This is a genomic window from Sphaerospermopsis aphanizomenoides BCCUSP55 (genome assembly GCF_001586785.1).
In the GTDB taxonomy this organism is placed as follows: Bacteria; Cyanobacteriota; Cyanobacteriia; order Cyanobacteriales; family Nostocaceae; genus Sphaerospermopsis_A; species Sphaerospermopsis_A aphanizomenoides_A.
On sequence record NZ_LUFH02000220.1, the window covers coordinates 1 to 1,293 of the forward strand.

Here is a 1,293-nt window from a genome sequence, read left to right on the forward strand (position 1 = left end):
CTCCCCTGCTTCCCCTGCCCCCTGCCCCCTGTCACCTGTCACCTGTCACCTGTCACCTGTCACCTGTCACCTGTCACCTGCTATTTTTCTTAGGATGAGAGGAGTTGCGATGCTTTGGTATATCTCCTCGCAGTTGTAATCTACCATTTGTAATAATTCTTAACATTTCTTGGAGATCCTGCTCGATATTTTCCAGGACACTATCAGCATATTGATCAGCACCATCTTCAATTTCTTGAGCTTGTGCGATCGCATTTTGGCGCATTTCCTCCAATTCTTGCATACAAGCACGTCGCTTCTGTTCAATTTCTGCCAGAGTTTCTTGCATCATGGCATCACACTCTTGCTGCACTTTGCGACGCAGTTGTTCAGCTTCCCGTTCTGCTTGGCGGATAATATCGCTATCAGCCAAAATTTGCGCTCTTTTAGCTTGTGCTGCTTCTACAACTTGTTGTCCATATTCCTCAGCTTCCAGCATAATTTGCTCCTTTTGCTGGAGGAGTTCAGCCGCTTCTTGGAACACATCAGGCAAGGAAACACGAACAAAATCAAGCTGTTCTAGCAGCTTTTCTTCATCTATCAATGTCCGTCCGGTCAGGGGAATTCTGAGACTGGAAAGAACCATATCCTCCAGTCGGTTGAGTTCTTGCTGAATATCTACACCTCCTTGTCCTGGGGGAAGTTCTGGAGGTGGGAGATGGTTTCCGTTGTGATTGGATTCAGGGCTAGAGATTTTTGGTTGTAGCATTGGTATATATCCAGGGCAATGTGCGGGGGAACAAGATGATTGACAGAGCCACCAAACTTTGCAATCTCTTTTACCACACTACTACTTAAAAAACTATACTCGTTCGAGGTCGCTAGAAAAACTGTCTCTATTTGAGTAGAAAGTGTTTTATTAGTGTGAGCCATTTGTAACTCGATCTCAAAGTCGGAAACTGCTCTTAATCCGCGTAACAAAACTTGTGCTTGTTTCATTTGGGCATAATTAACAGTTAAACCATCAAAACTGTCTACTTCCACATTAGGTAAATGTTTTGTAGCTAGACGAATTTGCTCTAACCGTTGTTGCACTGTAAACAGCGGCATTTTGTTAGGATTTCGCAGTACAGCTACTATCACCCCATCAAATAGCCGACTACCACGCTGAATAATGTCAAGGTGTCCCAAAGTGATCGGGTCAAAACTTCCAGGATAAATAGCAATCATTTATATACATCAAACTGCTTTAAGTAATTATAACGACAGAAGGGGGTAAGGGTATAGGGTGTGGGGTGTGGGGGAAGAAGAGGC

2 protein-coding genes are annotated in these 1,293 nt (G+C 44.1%); both read right to left on the reverse strand.

The annotated features are described in order from the left end of the window. Positions 1-73: 73 nt before the first annotated feature. Positions 74-748, reverse strand: a complete 675-nt coding sequence (locus A0J48_RS26380; RefSeq protein WP_200327533.1) for an ATP synthase subunit B family protein — start codon at positions 746-748, stop codon at positions 74-76. Beyond that, positions 658-1,209 (reverse strand): pantetheine-phosphate adenylyltransferase, encoded by a 552-nt coding sequence (gene coaD / locus A0J48_RS26385; RefSeq protein WP_200327534.1) that lies wholly within the window; start codon positions 1,207-1,209, stop codon positions 658-660. Before coaD ends, A0J48_RS26380 begins: the two co-directional genes overlap by 91 nt. Between the last annotated feature and the right edge of the window lie 84 nt (positions 1,210-1,293).

Bases quoted from the DNA above. Each gene is read 5' to 3' on its own strand.
- A0J48_RS26380 (WP_200327533.1), bottom strand. From the start codon at position 748: ATGCTACAACCAAAAATCTCTAGCCCTGAATCCAATCACAACGGAAAC.
- coaD (WP_200327534.1), bottom strand. From the start codon at position 1,209: ATGATTGCTATTTATCCTGGAAGTTTTGACCCGATCACTTTGGGACAC.